The sequence below is a fragment of the Amycolatopsis sp. A133 genome (assembly GCF_031082405.1).
Lineage (GTDB): Bacteria > Actinomycetota > Actinomycetes > Mycobacteriales > Pseudonocardiaceae > Amycolatopsis.
In genome coordinates this window covers 136,100-156,630 of the sequence record NZ_JAVHJU010000059.1, presented here as the reverse complement: position 1 = coordinate 156,630, position 20,531 = coordinate 136,100, and the positions used below count along the sequence as shown (strand labels likewise).

Here is a 20,531-nt window from a genome sequence, read left to right as displayed (position 1 = left end):
TGCAGACCACGTCCGAAGCGACGCAGCTCAAGACCGGCCACTTCCGGGTCCGGGGGACGGCGTGCAGCGCGTCAGTAGCCAATGCGAACGCAAACCTTTCGATGCACGATTTGCATCGATCGATGATGGTTTGGGAACTGATGTTCGCACATGCGTCCGCCAGGCGAAGTTTGCTATCGAAAAGTTCTATGTGCGGACGTCTCCCATGGCAGCTAGCTTCGGGCTGGTTCAGCCAAAGCGGAGGAAAGCGAATGCGAATTCTGGTGACCGGCGCGACCGGTAACATCGGTCGCCACGTCGTGGCGGGTTTGGTCGGCGCGGGCCGGCGAGTGCGGGCCATGACCCGCACAACACAGGACTTGCACGGGGTCGAGGTGGTGACCGGCGACTTCACCGACCCGTCGACCTGGCCCTCGGCACTGGCGGGCGTGACGCGAATGTACGTCTTTTCCCGGGTTCCGCCGGAACTCGTCGCACAAGCGGCAGAGGCGGGGGTCCGCCGGTTCGTCGTGCACTCCGCGGCGGCCGCGGGCTTCCCGCCGCGCGGGCGAGCCACCGCACTCGACCGGCACCTCGAGGAGGAGCGGGTGGCACACCGCGCCGTGGAGGCGTCGGTCGAGGCGACCGGCGCCGAGTGGGCACACATCAGGCCGGGCCTGTTGGCGATCAACACACTGGCGTGGGCGCCACGGGTGCGAGCCGAGCGGGTGGTGCGTGAACCGTACCCATCGGCGGGCTACCCCGTAGTGCACGAGGCCGACGTCGCCGACGTTGCGGTGGCGGCGTTGGTGACCGACGACCACGTCGGCCAGGCACTCACGATCACGGGTCCGGCGAAGGTGACACAGGTCGAGCAGGTGGCCGCCATCGCCGCCGCGATCGGCGAGCCCGTGCGCCTCGACGAGCTGTCCCCCGAAGAAGCCCGTGTCCAATGGCTGGCCGACGGCTGCCCGGCCGGCTACCTCGACTGGCGTCTGGAGCTGCTTGCCGACGCGCGCGAGGGTGACGGCGCATTACCGCCGACGGACACCTTCGAGCGGGTTGCCGGGCGCCCACCCCGCACGTTCGCCCAGTGGGCAATCGACCACGCGGCCGACTTCCGGTGACATCCGGCCGGGCAGGCACCGAGGAACGTCAACCCGCGTCTGCCCGGCCCGGGGTGCCGAGTGCGGGGATCACCGTGTCCGCGAATCCCCGGCAGCCCTCGTCGCCTGGCTGAATTGGATCCCCCGCACCTCCAGCCACCCGCGCGTCAGGCCACCTCCGAGAGGGAAAGCTCGACGCGCTTCCCCGCTGTCTCGCCGTCGCCCGATCGCACGCCCGACCGCAGGAAAGCGGGAACCTCATCCTTCCAACGGAAAATTCGCCCGGAAAGTCCCCGCCGGATCGTGGCGTCGTTTGATTTCCCGCAGTCGCGTGATGGTCTCCGGAGGGAAAGCGTCCGAGGCGCGCTGACCCGGGGCCAGGAAGGTGAACGGGACCCGGCTTCCCCGCCATCCGGCCACCGCCGCGAGAGTGTCCTCTTGCCCGGCTTCAACGGCAGTGGTGGCTTCCGGCGTGCCCGGCAGACCGAAAAGGTAAAGCAGATACGGTTCGACGAGCGGTCCGGACGCCGTCGCCGTGGGGCCGGCCAGCGCTCCACCAAGGTGGCGCACCTGCACGCTGAGCTGCCTCTCGGTCGGCGCGGCGATCAACGCCTTCGCGGTGTGCTCGTCGAAACCTGTCAGCAGCGTGGCACAGGAGAGGCCGGCGCTCGGCGCGGTCGGTTCGGCCGTGATCGCGCCGAGTTCGTCGGCGCGCAACACCGCACGGCTATCCGACAACCGGCCGCTGACGCGGTCGAACGGAGCCAGCAGAGCGCGCGCGGCGACACTGTCACCGAGGTAGGTGGTGTCGATCGCCACCAGCGGATCGGCACCGGGGAACCGCAGCAGATCGGTCCAGACGGTGAGCGATTCCGGAGCGCTCGCCGTGACTTCCCGAAACCGCGACAGCACCTCATCGGCATGGGTGGCAGGCCACACCATCCGTCCACCGTAGACCGCGGGTGCCGGGTGGAGTTCGACTTCGACTTCGGTGACAACGGCGACATCGCCGCCGCCACCCAGCAGCGCCCAGAACAGTTCGGCGTCGGATCCATCGCTGCTTCGCCCGATGCGCCGCCGCCGACCGGCCGCGTCGACGATCTCGAAGGCCAGAACACTGTCGGCACCCCAACCGTGCCGACGGCTGAACCAGCTCAGACCGCCGCCCAGAATGAACCCGACCACGCTGACGACCGGAGAGCTGCCGGGCAACCCGGTCAGCCCGGACGGCGCCGCGGCGACCTGCAACTGGCCCCAGGTGACACCGGCGCCTACCCGGGCGGTCCGAGCGACCTGGTCGACGATGATCCGATTCAACCGTCCGGTGCGTACCAGCACCACCGGAGCGTCCTCTGCTCCTGTATCGCCGGTGGCGCCGTGTCCGCTGGGCTGCACGGTGACGACCCAACCATGGGTGCCGGCGTAGCGCACGAGGCCGGCGATGTCGTCGGCGTCGGCAACCTCGACGACCGCTGCCACCGACTGTTCGATGTGACGGTTCCAGGGGCGGGCGGCCTCAGCGAAGCCGGCGTCGGCTGCGAGCAGAACCCGGCCGCGCACGGCCGAGGCGGGAGAGGGCGAAGCTGCGGTCTGAGTCATGGTTTTCCCTTGGATGAGTCCGCGAGATTCGGCGCGGAGCCGGTCGCGATGCCGAGTTCGGTCGATCGCACGACCAGAACTCTAAACAGAGATTGACCGGTGCTACAGGGTCAATCGGCGACCACGGATATGGGTCAATCTGCGCCCGGAGGTTGTTCGCAAATCCCGGAGCAGGTTGATCGGGCCCGGCACCGCAAACGCCGCGGTTCCCGCGGCGGCCGCCCACTCGTGTCCGATCCGGTCGGCCACCGCGGCCGCAACGTCGTCGAATGACGGTTCAGGCTGCCCAAACAGTGGCGTGGCCATCACCTGGAACAAGGCATTGTCAGGCACGCCCTAGTAAGGGTTTCCGGATCCTTGGTAATGCGGCTTTCCCAACGTGCGGACCGCTACGTAAAACGTCTCCGCCTCACTGTAGCAGCCGGCCCGTAGCGGATTGCTGGGACCGAACGCGCCAGCGCAAACCACTTTGAGCGATCCGCGCAGAACATCGTCGCAGACCAGTCGAGGAGTTCTGCTTCCCGAGCTGTAACAATTATCGTGCGCGTCGCACGCCGGGCGGAAGTTCGCCCAATAGAACTGGTCCGGCGCCCACGTGCACCCGTCGCCCTGAACATTGATAGGGCCTGGCTCGGCCCGAACAGCGGCCTGAGTGACGGTGACCTGGACGTTGCCAGCACCGGTCAACGCTTCCGCTGACGCGGTCGCCCCACCGAGCATGATCAATCCCACGACCGCGATCAGTAGCCCGGCAAGCCTTTTTATCATCATTCCCTGCTCCTTCAGTAGACGTACTGCGCACCTGAGCAATGACCAGAACCTAGGCTCACCGCGCTTCAGTTCAGCTTCATCGAACCGTCAAGACGAAATCCGGACCACTCCCCGCACCTGATCACCGGTGCTCGCTCTCAGGCCACCGGGATGAGCACGAACGCGTGCTCCCGATCGACGTCCAGCAATCCGGCGCGGTGGATTCCAGCGGGTGGTGTGGCTTCCTCCGGTCACGTGCAGCGTCTGCCCAGAGAGGTGGCACGCCCCTGCGAGGCCGGGAAGAATGATCCTCGGGGCAGCCCCTGTACGGCCTCGATGGTGTGGACGGCGGCCAAGGTGAGGCAGTGCGGGTCCCGCAGGCCGTAGGCGCCCTGGTCCCGCTGCCCGTCGAAGCGGACTCCTCGCTGCTGACCCTGTCCGACTTGCTGGGCACCGGCCACCACGGCGCCGTCACTGCCGGCGCCCGCCCCGGCACCGAACAAATCGTTTTCATGGACCGGCACACCGACCGCACTGACCTCGGCCGGCCCTTCGGCGCCACCGACGTCGTCGCCGAACGCGGCGAAGAAGGCGCCGCCCGCGTGCACGACCTGACCGGCGGTGACAGCGTCGCCGAGGTCATCGAAGCCGTCGGCACCCGCTTGACCCTCGAGACCGCCCTCGCCGCGGTCGACGACGGCGGAACCATCAGCCGCCTGGGCGTTCCCCAGTGCGACGAAGGCCCCGTCGGCCAGTCCATGATCATGCGGAACGTCACCCTGACCGGCGGCGCCAGCCCGGCCCGCGCCTACATCGACGGGCTGCTGCCCGACGTGCTCGACGGCACGATTCACCCCCGGTCGCGTCTTCGACCAGGCCGGCACCCTCGATCACGTCCCGGGCGCCTAGCAGGCGATGACCGACCGTCGCGTCCTAAAGCCCTCATCACCCTCTGACCACGCGCCGGCGTCGATCCGGTCGTGTAGTCGAGCGACGTCTTGGCGCGGCCTGAAGGATGCGGGCGGGTTCGCCGCCGGTGGTGACGGCGGCGCTTTCGGCGCCACCCACCCGGGCAAGCTGCTCGCCCAGAGGACACCGTCGGCTGCCAGTCAGATGCCGAGCAAATCGGCGGTGATGGTGACTGCGCCGAACAACGCCGACGTCAGGCCAAGCGTGCAAGCACGCTTTGGATCGTGCTTCGCCGCCTCGCGCCAATAGAGTCCGATGCCAACCACGAGCAGCAACACTTCGACGACCGCCGAGACACCGGGCGAACGCCAGAGCCCGAAGCCGAACACAGGCAGATCACCGGCGTTACCCGGCAGAACCGGCAGGTCAGCGCGGTGCACCACGAGGTCGAGCAGCCAATGCGAGAACACCACGCCGCCGAGGACAAACCCTGCTTGACGGTCCAGGCGCCACGCCGCAACAGCGCCGAACAGAGCAGCTAGGACGACCGCACCAACTAAAGAGTGTGTGTAGTCAGCGTGGATCACGCCTTCGCCGTAACCGCCGGCGCCGTCGATCTTCTCGACGCCGATCAGGTAGAGCGGGATGAACACGACATCCAGCCACGCGGTCGCCAACATGAGCATCCACAAAGGAATTGCCGGACGCGCCGCCTTCACCGCGGCGGCCAGCCCGAAGTGCCCGGCGATCATCTGTGGGTCTCCGTCCACGGGAATCGGGCGTCGAGGACACCCAAACCGACGGTGAACAAAAGTACCGCAACGAGGAGAGTCATCTGTTCTTCCTTTACTGAGAAGTCTTCTTCAAGGTGGTGAGACCGTCGACGAGCATTTTCTTCAGAACTTCGAAGCTCTCGTCGATGTCTTCGGGACGCCCGAAGCCGCCTGAAGTCATTGCGGTCCGGGTCGGCGACCAAGGCAGCGGTGCGGTGCGGATACCGCCGCAGATAGCTCCGGTACCCGTCCGCGAGCGCGACCACAGCGCCGACACCCGAAGGTGAATGCAGGCCGACGCCTGGCCGGCAGTGCGGTCCCGGCAGAGCCGACGACCAACTGGCGCAGCGAAGTGCCGGCCTCCTCCCGTGGTGGAGACGACTCAATCCACGGCTTCCTCCGACAGTGCGATTCGCGTCAGTTCGACGATGGACCTTCCGGCGGCCAGCAACGGCTCCCCGCTCCTGGCCGCCCGGGAAAGCATGAACGCGCCTTCCAGCATGCTGATCATCGCCAACGCCAGGGTCCGCGCCCGGCCCTTGTCGGGCACGAAGCGACCGAACCAAGCCGCTGCCCCTGTCACCCAGCCGGCGAACACCTCCGCGGTCGCCATGCGCAGCATCTCATTCGTACTCGCCACCTCCAACGCAATCGTCGCAATCGGGCAAGCATCCACGTAATCGGTCGCCGCCAGGTCTTCCGCAGCCTTGCGGAAGGCAAAATCAAGCGCCTCGACAGGTCTCCCACTGCTCTCCAGCAACGACGACACCAGGCGCCAGTACTCGGGACCGGTCGTGCGGATCACCTCGTCCGCGAGCTGCTCCTTCCCGCCAGGGAAGAAATGGTAGATCGAGCCGAACGGAGCCTCTGCCTCGGAGGCGATCTGTTTGACGCCCGTACCCGCATACCCGTTGCGCTGGAACAGGTGCCCCGCGGCCTCCAACACTCTCGCGCGAGTGCCCCGGTTGCCCGCTTGTCCGCTGACCATATTCTCGACTCCTCGACAACTCGCTATCGGGCATCCTAGAGTACCATCAGTAGAACGATCTATCTAGAGGAGTGCACGTGCCGAGCATCGAACTGTCAGCGGGACGCATCGATTACGTCGACACCGGTGGCGACGGGCCCGTACTGGTATTCACGCACGGGTTTCCGATGAACGAAACTCAGTGGCGCAGGGTGGTTCCGCTGCTCCGCGGCTACCGCTGCGTGCTGCCGACGCTGCCACTCGGCGGCCATCGTCAGCCGATGCGCGCTGACGCGGATCTGTCCCAGCGCGGGCAGGCGCTCCTGATCGCCGAACTGCTGGAGCGCCTCGACCTGACCGAAGTCACCCTAGTGATGAATGACTGGGGAGGTCCGCAGTTCCTGGTGCACGAGGGCAGAACCAGTCGAATCGGCAGGCTCGTCATGGTCGCGTGCGAGGCTTTCGACAATTTCCCGCCGAAACCGGTGAAGCCGTTGGTGACACTGGTCGGTCTCCCCGGTGGCACCTGGCTGATGACCAAGATCATGCGTACCAAGTTGTTCCGCCACAATCCTCGTTTTTACGGCGTACTGAGCAAGAAGGGCATTCCCGACAGCGTTCTCGACGACTGGTTCGCCCCGTCGACGCGCGATAAGGATATCCGCCGCGATCTTGCCAAATTCGGGACCTCCGCACCCAAGCGCGAAGTACTGCTGGACTGGAGCGAAAGCCTCAGCAACTTCGAACGTCCCGTGTTGATCGTGTGGGCGACCGAAGACCGGATGATGCCAGTGGAACACGGCCGCCGGCTCGTGGACCTCTTCCCACAGGCCAGGCTGGTCGAAATCCGCGACTCATGGACACTCATCCCCGAAGACCAACCGGAAGAGCTCGCCAACGCGATGCTGAAGTTCCTCGCCGACACCGGTGCAGCCCCCCTCCTCGAGGACACCGGCTCCTAGTGCCGCAACGGAGTTGGATGACTGGCGACGAGTGGATGGTGTCGTGAACCCAAGCCGAGCCTGTCCGGCCAGTCAAGATCGATCTGGACGAGGTTGCATGGAAAAGACAAGGGGGCATGGCAGTGAAGCGAAAACGTATTTGGTTGACACTCGCAATTGATGGCCTGGCAGTGGCTGCCTTTTTGGCGTTCAATCGATGAGTGCTGCAACCGCTGTTGCCGGATGGCTTACTGGGTGTTCTGCTGCTGGTAGTCATCGTCTTGATCATTCTTTCGATACCCGTGGTCACTGTCGTGAAAAGCCGGCGTCGGAAGAAGGACTGACGTCCGATACCACGCAGGAGTGATTGGCGTAGCGGTCGTACCGGGTCGTCAGCCACTGGCGTCCCAAGCGCCAGGCAACGGGGCGTTCAGCGACCAACCGGTGCTTGCCGAGCGGCTTCTCGACTCGGCACCCTCGCGGGCGATCCAGTTCCTGGCCGACACCACAGTCCTCTCGGGCACGGGCGGGCTCCTCATGCACGGCGCCGGCCCGCGCGCATGCCTCGGCTACGCGCCGGTCCGGGACTCCACCGACCCGGCCGCGGGCCGGCATCGGCACAAGCCTGGCGTAGCCGCGCGAACCGGGTTGATGGCCAACCCGCACTCGCGCTTTGGCGTCAGCCGGATCCGGTGGCTCGTCTTGCCGGATCCATGCAGGCGAGGTATGGATAACCGCCACCTCGCATCGCCGGACCCTTGCCGGAACGGATCTCCTGGTGTCAGTCTGAAAACCTGAATTCGGGACGGGGTCGCCCTTTGAGCTGTGTACGAGCACTTACTCCCGGATTCCGTCCAGGTGGAGGTCACATTGCGTTCTGAAGCTGGTTCCACAAACGGGACAATTGGCTTCAAGTTTCCGATCAGGGTGATCCGCACGAATACGCAGAGTAGTCGGTTCGTGGCTCGGCCGCCCCCTCCGGCGCCCCGCTGATCCTTCGCCGATGCCGAGTGAATTTCCATCCGGCACCGCGGAGGATCAGCGTCACTCCGCTTCGCTGTCAATACGCGCCACCTGCTGTCGGGTATTCCGTGACGCGACGGGGCGAGGCGGTCAGCGCAGCCCAGCCACCGCCGTCCGATTGAGTACATTGACGCTCCACGCTGAGGTAACGTAGTTGGCCGCCGCCCAGGGAGCTCGTCTCTCACATTCCGCCACCGGACCGTTCCGTCTTGCGCGTGGCACTCGTCGCCTGGGCTCCGCGAATTCGTGGCCTCCCTTCCCTGGGGCCACGCCTCTTGCGTAGGTGAGCCCCAGGCGCCGGTCTCGCCAGCCGGCCCCGACCAGCTGGCAAGCCGGAAGCCGTGGTGGCGGGGGAACTGAACCTCCTCGGCCCCTACGGTCACGATTTTCCGCGTGCCTTCCATTCCAATGAAGGCAGACGTTCCCTAATTGTCAGCCGATCGGCCGCGCGGTCATCGGTCGACCCCGTTCGGGCGGGTGCACGTCGTACAGGCCGGGGGTGTTGCCGAAGGACCTCGTACCGGAACCCCGAGCTAGCCAGATGTCGTGCCGTTACGACCCGGACGTCGACGCGGTCACGCGGCTGGCGGTGCGCCCGCGGGGCGCCTGGTTCGAGCTCAGCGGTCGACCTACATCGAGGCGTACGAGTCGCTCAGCCACGGGCTGTGGACCTCGCCGCGATGGCGGGGCAAGGCCTTACACCCCAGAGGCACGGGCCTTCCTGCGCTGCAGCGCGCACCACATGCGGGCACGGCTGCGCACGATCCGCGCGATCCAGGGCGGCCGACCCCGGTCAGCGGGTCCGGCCCGCGCGGTGCCGCACCCACCCGCGGCCTCTGCCCGGCCAGGACCTTGTCGACCGTATCGGCCGGGGACAGGGGGATGCTGTCGACCCAAGTTCCCCCTCGAGTTCGGTGCGCAGCGCGTCGTCGAGGAAGGACCAGTCGTCGGCCATGCCCGTGGGCTGGTGGGCGCCGAGGTCGGCGGCCAGTCAGGGCCACTGTTCGCCGGCTTCGGAAGCCGTGACGCGCAGGATGTTTCCGGTCTGGGCGGTGTCGAGGCGGAGGCATTCCCCAGTGCTGCATGGGTGCGATCCAGTGCACCGGGCTGGATGCCGTAGGGGTGGTCAGGCCACGTTGCCACGGGTCGCCGGTTCATCGAGCCTTGGCATCGGGTATGGCCTCGATGCGTTCCATGTGTGCTTCACCCCATTCGCCGAGCGCTGTGAGCGCGGTGACCAGTGAGTGGCCGAAGTCCGTGAGTGAGTACTCCACCTTCGGCGGGACCTGGTGATAGGCCTCACGGGCCACCAGGTCGCTGGTCTGCATCTCCCGCAACTGCAGGATCAGCATGCGCTCACTGATGCCGGGCACCGATCGCCGCAGCTCTCCGAACCTCCGCGGCCCTTCGGTCAGCTCCCACAGGATCAGCGCCTTCCACTTGCCGCCCATGACGGCGATGGCGGCGTCCAGCCCGCACGAGAAGGTTTTCCCCTTCATCCACACCCCCACTAACAAGAATGTCCGTACCAGACAAAATTGTAGGTACTTGTTGAAACTTCCGCGACCTTCCATGATCGATGTCGAGACCTCACAGACCTCTACGGACCGCCGCGGACGACACGCACTCGCAGTCCCGAGAGCCACCACCGCGAATCCGAGACTTACTTGTGAACTGGAGCACGACATATGGCCGGGAACGACCACACACCGGTGACTGTCATCGGACTGGGTTCGATGGGTTCGGCGCTGGCCGAGGCCTTCATCGGCGCCGGGCACACGACGACGGTGTGGAACCGCACCGCGGGCAAAGCCGGGTCGCTCGTCGACAAGGGAGCGGTCGCCGCTCCAACGGTGCGGGAAGCGGTCACCGCGAGCCCGCTGGTGGTTGTCTGTCTGTCCACCTACGACGCCACCATCCACACACTGGAGCACGCCGGCGCCGAACTGGCCGGGCACACCCTGGTCACCCTCAACACAGGAACCCCGGACGGTGCCCGCCGAATGGCCGGCTGGGCAAGCGGGCACGGAGCCCGATTCCTCGATGGCGCGATCAAGAACGTGCCCATCGCGGTGGGCAAGCCGGACACGCTGCTGTACTACAGCGGCGACAAGGCCGTCTTCGACGAGCACGAGGCGACCCTGCGGGTGCTGGGCGGTGACACGGTCCACCTGGGTGAGCAGCCCGACCTGGCCGCTCTGTACGAGATGGCCGTGGGTGGGGTCTTGCTGCCGTCCCTGCTCGCCTTCTTCCAGGGAACCACCTACGTCACCGCCCGTGGCCTGCAAGCCGACACCCTGGTGCGCTACACCGCCAAGTGGCTGGAGATGATCATCTCTGCTCTTCCGCACCTGGCCAAGCAAATCGACACCCGCGATTACACCGGCCCTATCGGCGCCACCGTAGGCATCTTCGAGGAAGTCCTCGCGGAGCAGCGCCACTACGGTCGGCAGGAACACGTCGACGTCTCCTGGCAGGCCCCCATCCACCACATCCTCAACCGGGCCATCGCCGAAGGCCACCGCGATCACAGCATTTCAGCGCTGGTCGAAATGCTCAGGAAGCCTGAACAATCGGCCTGACACCGCAGACGATCGGCACCAGGGCGACGTCCCTGGTGCCGATCGCCCGGCAGCAACCGCGCACAGCACAGCCCGATCCCCGACACCCATCCCGTCCGTCACGACGAACGCGTTGCGGATCGTCCGCCGGAACACCGGACCCCGGCTACGCGGAATCACGACGGAGAAGTCTTTCCGCGAGACCCGGCCGGAACGTGGGACCAGCGTTGAACGGGGACCGGGCGGTGCGCGGCAGGGTCACCGGGCGGGCCCCTCCGCCCGCCGCACGCAACCCCCTGCGACACCCGAAGGAAACCTGTTACAGAGTGTGGCGTGTGCCTGGCTGGCGGCCTGCTGTGGTGGCGCCGGTTTATCGGGGTGAAGGGCACGGGAACGTTCGTAGCTGCCGAAACAGGCCAGCACCACTGCGATGTTCCCGCAGTGGACGATGCCGGCGAAGGCGATGGCCCAGGCCACGCATGCAGCACCGCCGACCTCGTCCACACCGAAGGCCCGATCCCCAGCGGCCGCGAGCCAGGTCTGCGGCGCACCGCGGGCGGAGGTCGGATACGTCCTGGCGCCGGCGAACCCAGCCAACAGGCTGGTCGAGGTGCATGGCGGCGCCTGGTGAACATGATTGTCGCGCCATGCAGCCTGGGCACCCCGGCCGAAATTCTTAGAGGCTCCATGGGCCGGTCACAGCGCGTCCGAGATGGCCGTGGCGCGGGGCTGGCCGCGAGCGTCAGCGGTCAACTGCGGCCGGGCCGGACGGACGCGACGTCGTCGGCCGCCACTCCGGTGCCGGTCATAACCTATCCTCGGCGCAGTCCGCCGCTGCCGAACACGCACCGTATATAGATGCGAACCGATCTTGCATGGATCACTTCTTGCCCCGCGCGGATCCGGCTGCCAGGCTGGCGATCAGGATCTTGGGGGTCACATCGACGGCGGTAACGCTGTGCCTTCGTGTAGCGCCCAACGGATTCTATAACTGGGGTGTATAGCGGAGGTCTACTTTACATGTTCGCATTCCATTCGAAAACGCAAGGCCGCGTCATGGCCACGATCGGCTCCCTCACCGTCGGGCTTACTTTGGCCTCGGCGCCTTCCGTGAGCGCGGAGCCGGCCAGCGCGGCCGCTTCCGGCGCACACTTCGTCGTACTGGTGCCGAAAGGGGCACCACTCGACGATGCCGAAAGTGCGGTGGTCGCCAATGATGGGGTCGTCGTACGGAAATTGCCGCAGATTGGGGTTGTCCTCGCGCGCTCGCAGCGAGCGGATTTCGCCGCGAAGGTCCGGCGCGAGGGAGGTGTCGCGGCAGCCGGCGCGACCCGCAATCTCGCCGAACTGACGGCAACGACCAGTAAGCCGACGTCGATGCCCGTACCCGTTCACGGTCAGGTGACGAGCCAACGCGGGGCGCTGGGGCCCGAACCCCTGGCGGCCAACCAGTGGGACATGAAGCTCATCGGCGCGGACCAGGCGAACGAGGAGTACCAGGGTAGCCCGGACGTCCTGATCGGCCTGCTGGACAGCGGTATCGACGCCACGCACCCGGACCTGGCGCCCAACCTGGACAAGTCGGCGTCGGTGAGCTGCGCGAATGACGGTCTTCCTGACACCGCCGAAGCGTCCTGGCAGGACAACTTCGGTCACGGCACTCACGTCGCGGGTATCGTGGCGGCGGCGAAGAACGGGATCGGCACTGCGGGCGTCGCACCGGACGTCCACATCGCGGCCATCAAGGTCGGCGACGCGGAAGGGTACATCTACCCCGAGTCCGCCATGTGTGGGTATCTTTGGGCAGCTGACCACGGAGTGGATATCGCCAACAGCTCGTTCTCGATCGATCCGTGGTACTTCTGGTGTGGCTCGGACCCCGACCAGGCCGCCACGACCGAGGCGATTCGCCGGTCGGTTTCCTACGCCGCGGTCCGCGGGGTCACCACGGTCGCGTCACTGGGCAACTACAACTGGGACCTCGCCCATGACGTCGTCGATCCGCTGAGCCCCACCAATGGGGCTCCGGTCACCCGCACCGCGGGCGCCGGGTGCGCGCAGCTGCCGGTCGAGCTCAATGGGGTCGTCGGAGTTTCCTCGGTGGGGGCCTCGAAGAGCCGTTACTACAATTCGAACTACGGCACCGGGGTCGTCGACTTCGCCGCTCCCGGCGGAGACCGGAAGTTCCAGATCCCGGCCACTCCGGACGCCAACGGGCAGATTCTGTCGACCTTGCCCGGTGGGACCTACGGCTACATGCAGGGCACGTCCATGGCGGCGCCGCACGTCACCGGCGTCCTGGCGTTGCTGAAGAGCCGCAACCCGATGTTGTCCGGAAACCTGTTGATCGCCGCGGCCGCGGCCGGTGCCGAGGTACTGCCGTGTCCTGCATCCGGTGTGCACGATCCGGACGGCCAGGGGACCTACCGCGCTGTCTGTGAAGGCGGTGCCACAGGCGCCGGGTTCTACGGTCACGGCTTGATCAACGCCCTCAACGCCGTGCACTGAACGACGGCTGGAACGCGCAGACCTGACTTACGGAACCAAGTTCTTCCGCCTGCTCCTATCCACCCGGATGCGTGGCCACACTCCCCAGGGGCCACGTAGCTCGCGCGTATTCGCGCGAGCCCGGCTGCCCAGCCCCCGCCGTCCCCCACGGCTGGCTGGGTCGGCCGGAACGCTGCGGTGGCCGAGACACACGCTGCCTCGGCCACCGCAGTCTTCTTGGGCATATCTCGCACGTCCAATGGCGAAACCGCCGAGCCGAGGGATACCCGGGACTGCGCGAGAGGCCTACCCAGCCGACGTCATCCACGACAAAGTCGCGCTGCTCTCGTATTTGCGATAGACGATCGGTTCTGTCGCCAAAATAGCTCGCCATGTCGAGTGTGGGTGATCCAGTAGGCGTCGCCGCGTGATCGAGCCGCGCAGCCGTCGTACGAGAGTGGCCTTGCCCAGCAGCTCAAATTCTACTTTGTGACTACGGTCCGCCGTGGCCACAGATTCGCAATTCAGTCGGAAGGGTCAAGTCATGAAACCGTCTCCCCAACGCCTGTGTCGCCGGCGTACCGTGCTGGCAGCGACAGCCCTGGCAGTTGTCTCGTTCCCCTCGCTCGCTGTCGCAGCATCGACCGTCGCGACGCCCGCGTCCGCCGGTTCCGTCGTCGACGGCCAGATCACCCGCAGCGAAGTGCTTTCCCGGTCCCAGTCCTGGATCGATCAGCGCGTGCCCTACAGCCAATCGATTTCCTGGACCAACCAGTACGGGACCTACCGGCAGGATTGCTCGGGTTTCGTGTCGATGGCTTGGCACCTGGGCTTCAGTCGTTCCACCGCCAGCCTCCCGGCCGTCATGCACACGATCGCGAAATCCGACCTGAGACCGGGTGACGCCTTGTGGCGGACCGGTCACATCGCGTTGTTCGTTCGCTGGAACGACGCCGCGCGAACCAGTCCGGTAGTGCGCGAGGAGTACGACAACGGCCACAACGCCACCGAGCGGGCGTGGTCGCCTAATTACGCGAACACGTTCAGTTCCATGCGCTACAACAACATCGTCGAAGACGGCTCCATCCCCCCGTCTTCCAGGACGGTGACGCGGTACGGGTTCAGCAACACGGCCGGTACTATTTTCGCGAAGGACGAGCGGGATGGGATCTGGCAGTCGTTGAATCCGGGCACCATGGCGTCGCAGTGGGTGCTGGACGGCGACAGGATCGGTGCCATCATCGACGGAGATTTCCTCCTGAAAAACGGTTTGTTCGACACATGGCACACGATGGCTGGTGGCCACGACGTCAAGCAGATCGCATTGAGCGGAGGTCGCATCGCGTTCAGCAACAGTGCCGGGATCATCTTCGCAAAAGATCAGATGGACGGCGACTGGCACGTGTTGAACCCCGACGGACGAGCAGCCCAATGGATCCTCGACCACGATCGGATCGGCGCCATTCTCGACGGAAGCTTTTTCCTCAAGGAGGATCTCGACGAACTGTGGCGCCCCATGGCCACCGGCGGCGACGTGAAGAAGATCAGCCTCCACAACGGTCGCGTCGCGTTCAGCAACGCAAACGGAATCATTTTTGCGAAGGACGATCGCGACGGGTCGTGGCATACGTTGAATCCGGCGGGCCGCGCTTCTCAGTGGGTGCTCGAGGGTCGACGGATCGGCGCGATCCTCGACGGCAGCTTTTGGCTGAAGGAAGATCTGGACGACACGTGGCGGTCGATGGCGGCTGGCGGCGACGTCAAGCAGATTCAGCTGGAGGGCGCCCGGATCGCGTTCAGCAATGGCGCTGGTGTCATTTTGGCCAAGGACGAACGCGACGCTGGATGGCACACATTGAATCCCGCGGGCCGGGCAAGCGAGTGGCAGCTGGAAGGAGCCAATATCGGTGCAGTGCTCGACGGCAACTTCCTGCTGAAGGACGGATTGGACGCGACGTGGCGGCCGATGGCCGGGGGCGGCGACGTCAAACACATCCAGAACAACGACCGCGCGGTACAGGCCGGTTGATCCGCGCCCCAGCTTCAAGGAGAATTTCGTGTTGTTCCCTTTGAACAAGACCGTCGCAGCTGTCGCCTTGGTCGCGGGTGGTGTCCTCACCGCCACCCCGCTCGCGAGCGCAGTCCCCGCTGCCGTTGCCTGCGCGGTTCCGGCTGACCGGGATCTGAACGTCAGCCGTGCTGTCCACCAGGTCGGCGTCGGGCTCGGGGTCTCGCAACGAGTCATGCTGTCCGGATTCGAAACCGGATGGGTCGAGTCCCACCTCAACAACCTTATGTGCGGAGACGCCGACTCCCTCGGCGTCTTCCAGCAGCGTCCCAGCCAAGGGTGGGGCACACCCGCCGAGATTACAGACGTCAACCACGCCGCCACGCGGTACTTCCAAGCCGCCATGAACGTCGAACGGACGCACCCGACCTACCGGGCCGGCGACATCGCCGCTGACGTTCAGCGTCCACGGACGGACCTTCGCGGCCGCTACAACGACGCCCAGGTGAAAGCGACGTCCTTACTCAGCGAGGTAGCGAATTCGGTACCGCCACAGTACACAAAGGTGACGCGGTACGGGTTCAGCAACACGGCCGGGACTATTTTCGCGAAGGACGAGCGGGATGGGATCTGGCAGTCGTTGAATCCGGGAACCATGGCGTCGCAGTGGGTGCTGGACGGCGACAGGATCGGTGCCATCATCGACGGAGATTTCCTCCTGAAAAACGGTTTGTTCGACACATGGCACACGATGGCTGGCGGCCACGACGTCAAGCAGATCGCATTGAGCGGAGGCCGCATCGCGTTCAGCAACAGCGCCGGGATCATCTTCGCAAAGGATCAGATGGACGGCGACTGGCACGTGTTGAACCCCGACGGACGAGCAGCCCAATGGATCCTCGAGGGCAACCGGGTCGGCGCAATCCTCGACGGAAACTTCTTCGTCAAGGAAAACCTCGATGAACTGTGGCGTCCCATGGCCACCGGGGGCGACGTCAAGCAGATCCAGCTGGACGGCGGCCGCATGGCGTTCAGCAACAGTGCCGGCGTGGTCTTCGCGAAGGACGAAGTTTACGGTAATTGGCACACGTTGAATCCGGCGGGTCACGCTTCTCAGTGGGTGCTCGAGGGTCGACGGATCGGCGCGATCCTCGACGGCAGCTTTTGGCTGAAGGAAGATCTGGACGACACGTGGCGGTCGATGGCGGCTGGCGGCGACGTCAAACACATCCAGCTGGAGGGCGCCCGGATCGCGTTCAGCAATGGTGCTGGTGTCATTTTGGCCAAGGACGAACGCGACGCTGGATGGCACACATTGAATCCCGCGGGCCGGGCAAGCGAGTGGCAGCTGGAAGGAGCCAATATCGGTGCAGTGCTCGACGGCAACTTCCTGCTGAAGGACGGATTGGACGCGACGTGGCGGCCGATGGCCGGGGGCGGCGACGTCAAACACATCCAGAACAACGACCGTTTGGTCCTGGTTGGCTGAACCCGGCTGCCGGTTCCCTGGTCCGCAAAAGCGGACGAGGGAACCGGCAGCTGGGCTGCTCACCCAATTTCACCCACCTACCACCGGCACGACGAGGCCGACGCAACCCGGACGCTGCAGTCGCAGCGGGTTTGCGTCGGTTGTGAACTTCTCGGGCCGCCGGGCTTTCCGCTCCAGCGACCGCGCGCGCGATCACTTCCAGCCAGCCATCGACCTGCGGGTGGCGCTCGCCATGCTTCAGAAGGGCGCCGGCTCCGGGTACGCAGCCGACGCGATGAGCATGCTCGCGATAGCGCCGCAGCACACAGGCGAACGCGGCGAAGCCACGTTTTCCTCCGAGCCGGATCTCTGACGTCGGCGCTCGCGCAAAGTAGTGGGCCGCGACCTACCGCGTTGCCCGTCGGTTCGCCGTGACTGCGACCGCTACCCGTTGGCCTCGCCCGCCACCCCTCCGGGGGAAGCCGGCGGCCGTACAGGTGAAGGCAGGATGAAGTCACTCACTGCCACACTCCATAGCCAACGCGGCCGGAAACTCCAGGTCGCGGCGGGGCGGATCCGGCCGCCAACACCGGTGAGGTCCCGCGTGCGCGATATCCCTGTCCCCTCTACTCGTGATGTTCGCCAGCTGGACCCTCAGCCCTGAGCTGCGCAAACGCGGTAGAGTCGCTAGAATGATCTATCAATCCAGGTCACAGCGACACAACGAACACTGTGCGTAAGGGCGCTTCGATGACATACGTTGAAGAAGACTGGCCGTCAGCTCCCACCATCCACCAACTACGAGCGTTCCTCGTGCTCGCAGAAGAGCTGCACTTCGGTCGAGCCGCGACTCGGCTCTACATGAGTCAACCTGCCTTGAGCCGCCAGCTCGGCGCACTGGAACGGCGTCTGGGGGTCGAGGTAATCGCCCGGACCAGCCGATCCGCTGCGATCACCCCCGCCGGGTCGGCGCTGCTGCCCGACGCCCTCGCGGTGGTGCGAGCAGCCACCAGACTCCGTCGGATAGCCGACAATTACTCACGCGGCCTGACGGGCAAGTTGATAATCGGGACCGTCGGCGCCGAAGCGGCGATGGAGCACACCACCGTCGTGCTCGAAGCCCTGCGGCAACGGCACCCGGCGCTCGAACTCGACATCAGGCTCCTCGACCTGGGTGCCCAGTTTCGCAGCCTGACCACGGGCGAGGTCGACGCGGTGTTCTGCCGTCCGCCTGCACCCGACGAAGTCAAGACTCACCACCTGCAGACCGAACCCAGGGTGGTTTGCCTGCCGGCCGGCGATCCACTGGCCGGCCGTGACCGCGTCACCCTTGCTGAACTGGACGATCGCGTGATGATCTCCTTCCCGCCCGAGTCTCCGCAGGCCTGGCGCGACTTCTGGGCCGCGGATCCGCGCCCCAGCGGCGTTCCCGTCACCTACGGGCCGATGGTGAGGGACATGGAAGCCCTGTTCGCCGAAATCGCGAGAGGAGGGGCCATCAGCTTCCAGCCCGCAGCGGCACGGCAGTTCTTCCCCCGTCCCGGCGTCGCGTACGTCGCGGTGAGCGATTTGCCTCCGTGCACTTCGGCACTGGCCTGGCACATCACGGCGGAGAACCGGCCCGTCGTCAAGGCAATCCGTCAAGCAGCCGAAGACGCGTGGCCGATACGGGCCTCCCTACCGACAGTCAGCCACAATGCCACCGGGCGACAGAGGCCATAGTGCGATCGCTGCGATCGTCGCGTCGGACCGGTGGCCTCAGTGAACACACCACTCAGGAGAGACCCGAAGCCGGAGCAGCATCCACCCCAAGATAGGTCCCGTAGCCTTCTACCACAAGCGAGCCCTTGAAGATGAGCACCTCGTTGACGAGTCCGCCTCGTTCATTCTTATAATTGATCACCAAAGAGTCGACACCGATGTACGTGCCCATCAGCTCGAAGTGCAGTTCCGGCATTCTGCGCAGCCCCTCGGCCCAATACTCCCGCAATGCGGTCTTGCCGCGCACCACGCCATCACTGCTGTCGAGCAACCGAACCGCCATCGGTGATCGAAAGGTAACTTCTTCGGTAAAATGGGAAAGGATTTCGTCCAAATCATGGGTGTTCCAGGCTTGCAGCCAGCTGTTGACGAACTGCTGCGCCGCCACGTGATTCATCCTTGGATACCTCCTGCCTCAGCGAGCGTCAGCCCTCATCGCCGCACTGAAAATAAATCTGGCGCCTTTGCGGTCCGGCAAACCTTTCCAGATCGCAAGTCACACTGCAAGAACCTATCTATCATCTCTTCGAGCCTACCCATAAACCATTAGGCATGAAAATTTTCCGAGCAAGGCTGTCGTGACTATTCATCGGTGGCGTATCCGTGGTGGCGGTGCCGGAGTAAGACCGCGGCAGCACCGACCTCGGGCCTGTGCCCGCCTGGCAACCCTGATCGCCGCCGGCGCCGTACGCCGCGGCAACGGCCACCGGACCGCCTGCGCGCCGGCCCACGCGCACGGCGCGCTGGGCCAGCTCCCATCGACGTGCTGTTCCAGCACGTCGGTCCCGACGTTGCCCAGGACGCCTCGACCGAGTGAGTGCGCCGGGCGGGGGCACCCGCGGGTCGTGTCGACCCGGCCGGTGGGCGCATCGAGTTCGTGTGCGACGACCAGGGCCACCTCGATGCGGGCGACGCCGCCGAACTCGTCGAACTGCTCATGTTCATCGCCGACCGGCTATCCCAAGGCCGCAGCCGGCTGAAACCGTCGTTGCTCAGCTTCGTCGGCAACGCCGGCTACAGCATCGGCACCCTGCACGCCGACCTTGCCCGCTTCGGCCTTCCTCGACGCCAACGGCACGCAACCGTTCGGGCAGGACCAGCCACGACACAGCGGCGGTCAACTCCCATCCTCCGCCTGGTCGAGGTCCAAACATCCTCGGCTGCGCCCAACGAGAGTCACGCCGCAGCAGGCAACGGGCAAGTGGCGGGAGTGTCAGCGGGTCGCCGGTTCCACGTCCAGCACAGCCTTGCCGGCGATGCGCCGGTCCAGCAGTGCTTGGGCGGCCTCGGTAACGCGTTCCCACGAGCCACGCCAGGCGACCTCCGGGGACAGCTTTCCCGCCGCCAGGAAATCCAGCAGGGTGGCCAGGTCGGGCCCCACCTCGCGGATGTCGCCGAACGTGCTCATCGTCTTGGCCGGACCGATGAAGAACAGCGAGTACGGCTCAAACACCGCGGGCTCGTCGGACGCCCAGCCGACGTTCTGCACACCCCCACCCGGCGCGAGCAACTCCCAGGCGGCGGCCAGTTGCGGTCCGCCCACGTTGTCGATGATGAGGTCGACCGGCCGATCAACACCCTTCAGCCCGACCACCACCTCGTGGGCGCCGAGTTCGGTCAAGCCGGCGGCACGGGGGGTGGACCCGATCGAGGCGATGACGTGTGCGCCGCCCAAGGCCGCCAGTTGGACCGCGTAACGGCCCACCCCACCGGCCGCGCCGGTGACCAGTACCCGCCGGCCCAGGATGGACCGGGTGCGCAATGTGCGCAGAGCCGTAAGCCCAGCCATCGGCACCGCGGCGGCATCGGCGAGATCGACCTGGACGGGCACCTCGGCCACCGCGGTGGTTTCCACGGCCATCTGCTGGGCCCATGCGCCGACGCCGAACGCCGCCACGTTGGTGCCCACAGCCGGCCCAGTGCCGTCCGCCGCCGCGCGTACCACGACACCGGCGGCGTCGTAGCCATGCACCGTTCCGGCCGGACGCCGACCGGCGAAGGCGACCTCACCGCGGTTGAGCGAGATGTGCCGCACCTCGAGCACCACCTGGTTGGGGGCGGCCTGGGGCTCGGCAACCCGGCCGAGACGCAGCGCCCCCGGCACATCGGGATCGACGACGATCGCGCGCATGTCCTTCAACGACTCCTCCACCACAAGCTTTAACCGGACCGTTGGTCCGCTTGATGCACGGTAGCATA

17 protein-coding genes are annotated in these 20,531 nt (G+C 65.9%); 9 read left to right on the top strand and 8 right to left on the bottom strand.

The features are described 5' to 3' along the window. The first annotated feature begins 251 nt into the window (after positions 1-251). Entirely contained in the window at positions 252-1,106 is an 855-nt protein-coding gene (locus Q5425_RS35825) for an NAD(P)H-binding protein (RefSeq protein WP_308676810.1), read from the top strand. Positions 1,107-1,343: 237 nt separating this feature from the next. On the opposite strand, the gene Q5425_RS35820 is transcribed toward Q5425_RS35825, so the two are convergent. From Q5425_RS35820 to Q5425_RS45910, 3 genes are all read right to left on the bottom strand, one after another. Further along, complete coding sequence (locus Q5425_RS35820; RefSeq protein ID WP_308676809.1) at positions 1,344-2,684, bottom strand: FAD-dependent oxidoreductase; 1,341 nt, start codon at positions 2,682-2,684, stop codon at positions 1,344-1,346. A gap of 102 nt (positions 2,685-2,786) precedes the next feature. After that, entirely contained in the window at positions 2,787-3,017 is a 231-nt protein-coding gene (locus Q5425_RS35815) for a hypothetical protein (protein WP_308676808.1), read from the bottom strand. Positions 3,018-3,020: 3 nt separating this feature from the next. Continuing rightward, the gene (locus Q5425_RS45910; RefSeq protein ID WP_396135330.1) at positions 3,021-3,404 is read right to left on the bottom strand and encodes a phospholipase A2; all 384 of its coding nucleotides are present in this window, start codon (positions 3,402-3,404) and stop codon (positions 3,021-3,023) included. A gap of 395 nt (positions 3,405-3,799) precedes the next feature. Between Q5425_RS45910 and Q5425_RS35810 the strand changes: the two genes are divergently transcribed. After that, positions 3,800-4,390 (top strand): zinc-binding dehydrogenase, encoded by a 591-nt coding sequence (locus Q5425_RS35810; protein WP_308676807.1) that lies wholly within the window; start codon positions 3,800-3,802, stop codon positions 4,388-4,390. Positions 4,391-4,543: 153 nt separating this feature from the next. Here the strand turns inward: Q5425_RS35810 and Q5425_RS35805 are convergent, their stop codons facing one another. Both Q5425_RS35805 and Q5425_RS35800 read right to left on the bottom strand, forming a co-directional pair. Beyond that, complete coding sequence (locus tag Q5425_RS35805) at positions 4,544-5,095, bottom strand: permease (protein ID WP_308676806.1); 552 nt, start codon at positions 5,093-5,095, stop codon at positions 4,544-4,546. A 403-nt stretch (positions 5,096-5,498) separates the two neighbouring features. Continuing rightward, entirely contained in the window at positions 5,499-6,062 is a 564-nt protein-coding gene (locus tag Q5425_RS35800) for a TetR/AcrR family transcriptional regulator (RefSeq protein WP_308676805.1), read from the bottom strand. A 119-nt stretch (positions 6,063-6,181) separates the two neighbouring features. Here Q5425_RS35800 and Q5425_RS35795 point away from each other — a divergent pair, with 119 nt between their 5' ends. Then, complete coding sequence (locus tag Q5425_RS35795) at positions 6,182-7,045, top strand: alpha/beta hydrolase (RefSeq protein WP_308676804.1); 864 nt, start codon at positions 6,182-6,184, stop codon at positions 7,043-7,045. Positions 7,046-9,201: 2,156 nt separating this feature from the next. On the opposite strand, the gene Q5425_RS35790 is transcribed toward Q5425_RS35795, so the two are convergent. After that, positions 9,202-9,546, bottom strand: coding sequence for a helix-turn-helix domain-containing protein (locus Q5425_RS35790; RefSeq protein WP_308676803.1), 345 nt, complete (start codon positions 9,544-9,546; stop codon positions 9,202-9,204). Positions 9,547-9,735: 189 nt separating this feature from the next. Between Q5425_RS35790 and Q5425_RS35785 the strand changes: the two genes are divergently transcribed. The 6 genes from Q5425_RS35785 (at position 9,736) to Q5425_RS35760 (ending at position 18,293) form a co-directional block, all read left to right on the top strand. Continuing rightward, on the top strand, positions 9,736-10,629 hold the full coding sequence (locus Q5425_RS35785; protein WP_308676802.1) for an NAD(P)-binding domain-containing protein: 894 nt from the start codon (positions 9,736-9,738) through the stop codon (positions 10,627-10,629). Positions 10,630-11,664: 1,035 nt separating this feature from the next. Next, positions 11,665-13,116: a S8 family serine peptidase gene (locus tag Q5425_RS35780; protein ID WP_308676801.1), complete on the top strand. Its 1,452-nt coding sequence runs from the start codon at positions 11,665-11,667 to the stop codon at positions 13,114-13,116. Positions 13,117-13,639: 523 nt separating this feature from the next. Beyond that, positions 13,640-15,124: a hypothetical protein gene (locus Q5425_RS35775; protein ID WP_308676800.1), complete on the top strand. Its 1,485-nt coding sequence runs from the start codon at positions 13,640-13,642 to the stop codon at positions 15,122-15,124. Between the two features lie 28 nt (positions 15,125-15,152). Further along, positions 15,153-16,592 carry a hypothetical protein gene (locus tag Q5425_RS35770; RefSeq protein ID WP_308676799.1) on the top strand — a complete coding sequence of 480 codons (1,440 nt, stop codon included), beginning with the start codon at positions 15,153-15,155 and terminating at the stop codon, positions 16,590-16,592. A gap of 142 nt (positions 16,593-16,734) precedes the next feature. Next, positions 16,735-16,944, top strand: a complete 210-nt coding sequence (locus Q5425_RS35765; RefSeq protein WP_308676798.1) for a hypothetical protein — start codon at positions 16,735-16,737, stop codon at positions 16,942-16,944. 377 nt (positions 16,945-17,321) lie between these two features. Next, on the top strand, positions 17,322-18,293 hold the full coding sequence (locus Q5425_RS35760; RefSeq protein WP_308676797.1) for a LysR family transcriptional regulator: 972 nt from the start codon (positions 17,322-17,324) through the stop codon (positions 18,291-18,293). Between the two features lie 52 nt (positions 18,294-18,345). On the opposite strand, the gene Q5425_RS35755 is transcribed toward Q5425_RS35760, so the two are convergent. Both Q5425_RS35755 and Q5425_RS35750 read right to left on the bottom strand, forming a co-directional pair. Next, positions 18,346-18,729 (bottom strand): nuclear transport factor 2 family protein, encoded by a 384-nt coding sequence (locus Q5425_RS35755; protein WP_308676796.1) that lies wholly within the window; start codon positions 18,727-18,729, stop codon positions 18,346-18,348. Positions 18,730-19,545: 816 nt separating this feature from the next. After that, positions 19,546-20,463, bottom strand: coding sequence for a zinc-binding dehydrogenase (locus Q5425_RS35750; RefSeq protein ID WP_308676858.1), 918 nt, complete (start codon positions 20,461-20,463; stop codon positions 19,546-19,548). Positions 20,464-20,531: the final 68 nt, after the last annotated feature.

What these genes read in the sequence shown, in the direction of transcription:
- Q5425_RS35825 (WP_308676810.1), top strand. Translation starts at nt 252, where the DNA reads ATGCGAATTCTGGTGACCGGCGCGACCGGTAACATCGGTCGCCACGTC.
- Q5425_RS35820 (WP_308676809.1), bottom strand. Translation starts at nt 2,684, where the DNA reads ATGACTCAGACCGCAGCTTCGCCCTCTCCCGCCTCGGCCGTGCGCGGC.
- Q5425_RS45910 (WP_396135330.1), bottom strand. Translation starts at nt 3,404, where the DNA reads ATGCTCGGTGGGGCGACCGCGTCAGCGGAAGCGTTGACCGGTGCTGGC.
- Q5425_RS35805 (WP_308676806.1), bottom strand. Translation starts at nt 5,095, where the DNA reads ATGATCGCCGGGCACTTCGGGCTGGCCGCCGCGGTGAAGGCGGCGCGT.
- Q5425_RS35790 (WP_308676803.1), bottom strand. Translation starts at nt 9,546, where the DNA reads ATGAAGGGGAAAACCTTCTCGTGCGGGCTGGACGCCGCCATCGCCGTC.
- Q5425_RS35785 (WP_308676802.1), top strand. Translation starts at nt 9,736, where the DNA reads ATGGCCGGGAACGACCACACACCGGTGACTGTCATCGGACTGGGTTCG.
- Q5425_RS35780 (WP_308676801.1), top strand. Translation starts at nt 11,665, where the DNA reads ATGGCCACGATCGGCTCCCTCACCGTCGGGCTTACTTTGGCCTCGGCG.
- Q5425_RS35775 (WP_308676800.1), top strand. Translation starts at nt 13,640, where the DNA reads ATGAAACCGTCTCCCCAACGCCTGTGTCGCCGGCGTACCGTGCTGGCA.
- Q5425_RS35760 (WP_308676797.1), top strand. Translation starts at nt 17,322, where the DNA reads ATGACATACGTTGAAGAAGACTGGCCGTCAGCTCCCACCATCCACCAA.
- Q5425_RS35755 (WP_308676796.1), bottom strand. Translation starts at nt 18,729, where the DNA reads ATGAATCACGTGGCGGCGCAGCAGTTCGTCAACAGCTGGCTGCAAGCC.
- Q5425_RS35750 (WP_308676858.1), bottom strand. Translation starts at nt 20,463, where the DNA reads ATGCGCGCGATCGTCGTCGATCCCGATGTGCCGGGGGCGCTGCGTCTC.